The sequence below is a fragment of the Psychrobacter sp. CMS30 genome, from assembly GCF_904846565.1.
Classification (GTDB): Bacteria; Pseudomonadota; Gammaproteobacteria; order Pseudomonadales; family Moraxellaceae; genus Psychrobacter; species Psychrobacter maritimus.
Genome location: NZ_CAJHBF010000023.1, coordinates 37,137 through 43,136, shown reverse-complemented (window position 1 = coordinate 43,136; position 6,000 = coordinate 37,137). Strand labels below are relative to the sequence as shown.

At 43.6% G+C, this 6,000-nt stretch carries 4 protein-coding genes; 3 read left to right on the top strand and 1 reads right to left on the bottom strand.

Annotated features, from left to right (window positions below; all coding sequences use genetic code 11):
• On the top strand, positions 1–2,323 hold a 2,323-nt coding region (locus JMX94_RS11330), incomplete at its 5' end, for a translocation/assembly module TamB domain-containing protein (protein WP_201565487.1).
• 122 nt (positions 2,324–2,445) lie between these two features.
• Here JMX94_RS11330 and hemP read toward each other — a convergent pair.
• Positions 2,446–2,604, bottom strand: coding sequence for a hemin uptake protein HemP (hemP, locus tag JMX94_RS11325; protein WP_227672156.1), 159 nt, complete (start codon positions 2,602–2,604; stop codon positions 2,446–2,448).
• A 256-nt stretch (positions 2,605–2,860) separates the two neighbouring features.
• Between hemP and JMX94_RS11320 the strand changes: the two genes are divergently transcribed.
• Together JMX94_RS11320 and JMX94_RS11315 are read left to right on the top strand one after the other, a co-directional pair.
• Entirely contained in the window at positions 2,861–4,021 is a 1,161-nt protein-coding gene (locus JMX94_RS11320) for an NUDIX domain-containing protein (RefSeq protein ID WP_201565479.1), read from the top strand.
• A 530-nt stretch (positions 4,022–4,551) separates the two neighbouring features.
• Positions 4,552–5,982: a lipocalin family protein gene (locus JMX94_RS11315; RefSeq protein ID WP_201565477.1), complete on the top strand. Its 1,431-nt coding sequence runs from the start codon at positions 4,552–4,554 to the stop codon at positions 5,980–5,982.
• Positions 5,983–6,000 lie beyond the last annotated feature (18 nt).

Below are 6,000 nucleotides of genomic sequence, written 5' to 3'. Positions count from 1 at the left end.
TGCCTTAATCGACAGCTTAAATGCCAATAATTTGGTGCTGCGTTGGGGCGATAATTATCTTACTGCCAATGGTAATGCGAAGCAGCTACAAGCTAAGATTAATATCACCAGTCTCGACCAGCTCTCAGATAAGCTTGCTGGTAAAGTGACGGGCGGGGCGACCTTATCGCAGCCAGCAGGACAGGCGCTGCCAACGATTTATATCGATTTGGTTGGTGAGCGTCTTGCGCTACCGGGCTTTATTTTGCGTCAAGGTCGTATCCGCGGCAAGCTGGTCAATTTATTCAATAGCCCAAGTCAGCTTATTATCAGTGCTGAAGGTTTGGATGTTGCAGGGCAAAGCTTTAAGAAGATTAATGCAACCTTTAATGGGACTGAACAGGCGCATGTGGTCAATCTTGATGTGGCCAATGACGAGCTTGATATCTCTGCCAAGCTCAAAGGTGGCTTTAATCGCGATAAGCTCAGCTGGTCAGGGGTGATTGGTAAAGGCCGCGTCAAATCAAAATACGCGACGTTAAATCAATTACAACCTGCCCAGCTCATTGTGAATTTGCCCAAAAAACAAGGCAATCAATCAACGGACTTAAAGGTACAGCTCGCCGCCCACTGTTGGCAAGCGGCTGATCAAACGGGCAAGCTGTGTTTACGTGAAAACTTAATTGCCTCACCTGCCAGTGGTCAGGTTAATTTGGCCGTACAAAATTTGGATACGTCTTTGTTTGCAGTATTTTTACCAAAAGACATTGATTGGCAAGCGAAAATTAATGGTAAAGCCATCGTCGGTTGGCAACGCGGTCGTCCGCCAACGATTAATACCACTCTGTATTCTGATAATGGCAAAATCGGCCTCATTCAAGATGGCGATAGTCAGCCGGTTACCTTGCCATATAAGCGGGTATCGCTGATTGCGGTATCAGTACCAGATGGTCTAAAAATACGTACGGATATCAATACCGGTCATGGTGCGCGTGGCTATGCCGAAGTCATCATTGACCCCTATAAAACACCGAAACCCATCTCGGGCGCATTAGTACTTAACGAGCTTAATTTGGCGGTATTTAAGCCATTCTTCCCTGGTATGCGGGTGCTCGAAGGCAATATCACTATGGCGGGTGGCTTAGGTGGCACGCTCGATAAGCCACAGTTCTATGGTGATGTAAAATTGGTTAATGGTCGCATCGCGATGCTTGATTTACCCGTGAATTTAAGAAAGGTAAATGTCGATGCCAAAATTCGCGGCACGCAAGCGACTATCGATGGTACCTTTAACAGTGGTACAGGCACGGGAACGCTAACAGGTACGGTTAATTGGCAACAAAAACTACAGGCTAAGCTCAGTATTGTTGGCGAGCGTTTGGTCTTAACCCAGCCGCCATTGTTATTGGCCGAGGTTAATCCTGATATTGACATCATCGTGCGTCCGGGTGATCGCTACGTCAACGTCACTGGCGCCGTGAGTGTGCCATCAGCGACCATTCGTCCACCAGAAGCCAGTGAGGATATTATTACCCAAACCGAAGATGCCGTCGTGCTTGATCGGCGTTTGATTGGTAATATTGATGAGGTTTTAGCCATTTCCAAACCTTGGTCAATCAATGCTGATATCGGTATCGACTTGGGCGATGATATTAACTTCCGCGGTTTTGGTGCGGTGATTCCTTTAGCCGGTGCGATTCATATCACGCAAAATGGCACGGGTGTTATGCGCGCCAAAGGCGTGGTGCAAGTATCGCGTCGTACCAATATTGATGCCTTTGGGCAGAATTTAGAGCTCAATTATGGTCAAGTGCGCTTTAATGGCGATGTGATGAAACCCAATCTTAGCATTGAAGCCGCTAAAAACATTAGCGGTAAAACAGTCGGCGTACGCGTCAAAGGCAACACGGAAAATCCAAATATCATTGTATTTAATAACGCTGGTCTCACCCAGCAGCAAGCGATGAATGCCTTGATAACCGGTCGTATTAATAATAAGAGCGCCACGCAAATCAGTGAGCAGGGTTTTAAATCGCAGGTGACCAATAACCTTGCAGCAGCAGGCTTAAGCTTTGGGCTTAGTGGCACGCGCACTTTGACCAACCAGATAGGTCAAGTGTTTGGTTTACAAAGCCTGACCGTTGATGCGTCAGGCAGTAGCGAGGATACCAACGTCAACGTCACCGGTTATGTGACGCCTGATTTATATATTCGCTATGGTGTCGGTGTCTTTAATGCCCAAAACAGCCTGTCTATCCGTTATCAGTTGACGCGGCGGATTTATGTCGAAGCAACTTCAGCAGCGGAAAATGCGGTTGATGTGGTTTATAGCTGGCAATTCTAATGGTTTAATCGTCTAGCGGTCAGTTGGTTGGTTAGTCAGTCGAGAGTTAGCAAGTGATTTCATTTTATCCAATAAAAAACGCCTTTATCAAAAGGCGTTTTTTTATGAGATGGGCAGTCTGTTTATTTGGTTAAAATTAAGCGGTTGTTACGGGTTAAGCGTAGGCGGTATTCTTCGCCTTCATGCTCGATACGCACCTCTTTGGTCAGCGCAAATAGGTGCTGTGACTGCAGCGTAGGCAAGCGGTTTTCACGGCAGTTTAAGTAACGAGAGATGACCATGCTCATAGTAAATTCCTTTTGATAAAATAGTTCAGTACGAAAAGTGATATAAAGTAAGTTATTAACGATAATAATTATCATTTACATTGGCAGTTTTTGCAAGCTCTTTGATAAAATAAATGACGGCTATTATGTAAACTTATATAACGCCGTATTTACAAAGGCTATAAAGTCTACCAAGGCTATAAACCAAAATAACAAAGTATCGATGTATTGATAATACGCACCGATAAACGCATTGATAAAGGGCATCAAGATGGCAAATCAAACAATAACCGCAAGAAAGCATCCATTAGATGAAAATAAAGCAAGCGAAACCAAGGCAATAACTGTCGTCAATGTCGCGGTAGCGGTCATTTATTATGAAAATCAGTATTTGCTAGGGTTTAGAGATGGCTCACAGCATCAAGGCAATCGTTATGAGTTTGTCGGCGGCAAGATTGATAGTCATGAAACTGCCAAGCAAGCGCTAATTCGTGAAGTCGCTGAAGAGACGGGCATCGATATTACGAGTAATATCGCGGTCAAGCTTGGGCGTCTGCATCATGACTATGGTGATAAGCAAGTATGCTTACAGGTCTATAAAGTAGCCCTGAGCGCACAGCAGTACGAAGCGCATAAACATCGTAAGCAAGGTTTAGAAGGGCAAGCGCTAACATGGGTGGATAAATCGAAGTTACTGGCGGGAGGTTACCATTTGCCAGCCGCCAATAAGACCATTCTTGCATGGTTGCGCTTACCGGCTCAGATAGCGATTACCTATCCATTGGCACACTTTAACGATGCAGCTGATTCTGCCGCAGCATGGTTGCAGTATCATGTGGCGCATCTAAAACAAGATGCTTGGGTTTATATCCGACCAAAAGCCACAGATACAGAAGATAGTGTGCAGCAATTGTTACGCTTACGTCCTGATATCCATGCGATTGTGCCTGATGCGTTAACTGATAAATTAACTGAGGCATTAACTCATGTATTAAATAGCAATGAGGCGAATGAGATAGCTATAAACCGCCAAATCGTAGCGAGTCATTTAACACAGACGCAGCTTATGCAATGGTCAAATAGTCATCAGAGCAAGGATGTATCTGACTGCAACAATGCTTTAAGCCATTCTTCAAGTTATCCATTAATAGTAAGTTGTCACGATGCCGAGAGTATTGATGCGGCGAATCAGTTGGCACATATGCGTTTAGAGCAGCAATTACCGCCAGTCATCGGTATGTTTCTGTCACCTGTTTTTGTCACTCAAAGCCATCCTGAAACCGCGCCGCTAGGCTGGCAAGCATGGGCAGAATTGGCCGTATTAGCAGATATGCCAGTGATTGCTTTAGGCGGTTTGTCACCAGTGATGAGTGCGCGCGCGGAACAATACGGCGGCATTGCTGTCGCTGGTATTAGACAGTTTTTCCAATAGTATTTCGCGTGCTTTTTGCGCTATATTTTAGCTATTTTTATAAGTATTAATTAACGGGGAAGCGCTCGTTAATTAAGGCGCTGATACAAGAGATGAGGTTGCTTGAGAGCAGGCGTTAACTCATGACAAAACGCTGATTTTAAAACTCTTTTAACAGTCAGTAACTATGTGTTTACTCTATGTGGCAAACATAGAATTACTTACAAACCGTTGCGTTTTCCTACATTGCGACACTGTTCTCATTGAGCCTTTGCCATTACTATAAACCATCAAATTATTAAACAGCGCTGAGTCAGCTTTTAGAAAATATTATCTGAAAATAGTATTATCTAAAAATGGCTTATCTATCATTATCCTTTACCCAGCGCTTCTAAGGTTATGACGCATACTGGTTATAACCGCATTTAATTTTCAGTTATTCTTCTTTTATATTGATAGTGAGTATTGAAAATTATTTTGCACTTATCTGCTAAGCAGAGAATTTGATCATAAAGAATTTTTAACTATTACTATTAATAAATGGTACTCCTATGAAAACCAATAAGTTACCTAAGTCAGCATGGTCTGATTCTCAGGCAGCTGGTTCTCAATCGCAGCAGACTGGCCAGTCAAGTCAGCACTATCTTGAAAAAAACTGTCTTGAAAAAAGCTACCTTAAGAAAGGTTATATAAATAAAGATTATCTAAGTAAAGGTCATCTTAAAGCGGATAGTGCTTTGCAGACGGGTTATGCCAGTAACGACGCTAGCTATCATTATGACCACTTTGACAGTGCTAACGACTATGACAGTGCTAACGAAGAATATTCCAAGCATTTGGCGACAGATACGTCAGCACATGACAGTTATTTTGGCTACAAACGCGTTGAAAAAAGCCTTGCCGAGGCAACAGAGTCTGCAATGATTAAGAAGAGCAATCGTAAAGCCAGTAGCAGCAGCCTTAAAGCTAGCGATATGAAAAGCTATCCTATTACAAATGAGGTGAGTAGCAATAACAATCATAAAAGCTCACAACCTGCTCACGGATATAAAAAAGCCCATAGCTATCAAAAGGTGAAAAAAACAACTGCCATATATATTGATGAAAATGTAGATACCGATACCGATGCAAATACTAAGTCATTAATGCTGCAGTCTATTCAAGGTGATATGGCAACAGGGCAGGCTGATGCTATAAATAGCTTAACTAAAACCAATCACTCTAAAACTAACACCCATCTTTCTTCTGAAACTGCCGACGCAGCGATAACAGAGATACCGGAGCGCATATTTATGAATGGACTTATTAAACACACAGGTATTGCTTTAGCAATTATCATACCGCTGGCGGCGTTTTCAGCTTATGCGGCGACGCCACCCGTTAATGCCGCGGCTAAAGCTAATGTGACGGCTAATGCAACGACGGATAAAACCAGCACCGAGACATTAGCCATTAAGCCGAGTGCTATCATTCATAAGTCTGCAAGTGTACCAACCACAGTTGATAGCGTTGATCTGAAAAAATACGCCGGCACTTGGTATGAGATAGGTCGTTTACCGATGTATTTTCAGCGCAATTGTGCCAGTGACGTGACGGCGACTTATGTCGAAAAAACCGACGGTTCAGGCATCAAGGTGATTAACCAATGCAAAGCGCAAGACGGTTCAGGAATTACCGCTGAAGGCTTAGCCAAACCAGCAGATAGTACGGGCAGCAAGTTAAAGGTGACTTTCTTACCCTCTTGGATTCGCTGGTTGCCCGTTGGTCGTGCCGATTATTGGATACTCGCACATGATGCAGACTACAAAACAGCATTGGTTGGCACGCCGGATAAAGACTATCTATGGTTGCTAGCGCGTTCACCAAATGTGAGCCAAGAAACTTATGCCAAATACCGCCAGATTGCTCAGCAACAGGGCTATGATTTAAAAGAGTTTAAACTTACCACGCAGACCAATCAAACGGTGAAGTTGGTTCCATGAACGAGTCATTGTCTATTA

What these genes read in the sequence shown, in the direction of transcription:
- hemP (WP_227672156.1), bottom strand. Translation starts at nt 2,604, where the DNA reads ATGGTCATCTCTCGTTACTTAAACTGCCGTGAAAACCGCTTGCCTACG.
- JMX94_RS11320 (WP_201565479.1), top strand. Translation starts at nt 2,861, where the DNA reads ATGGCAAATCAAACAATAACCGCAAGAAAGCATCCATTAGATGAAAAT.
- JMX94_RS11315 (WP_201565477.1), top strand. Translation starts at nt 4,552, where the DNA reads ATGAAAACCAATAAGTTACCTAAGTCAGCATGGTCTGATTCTCAGGCA.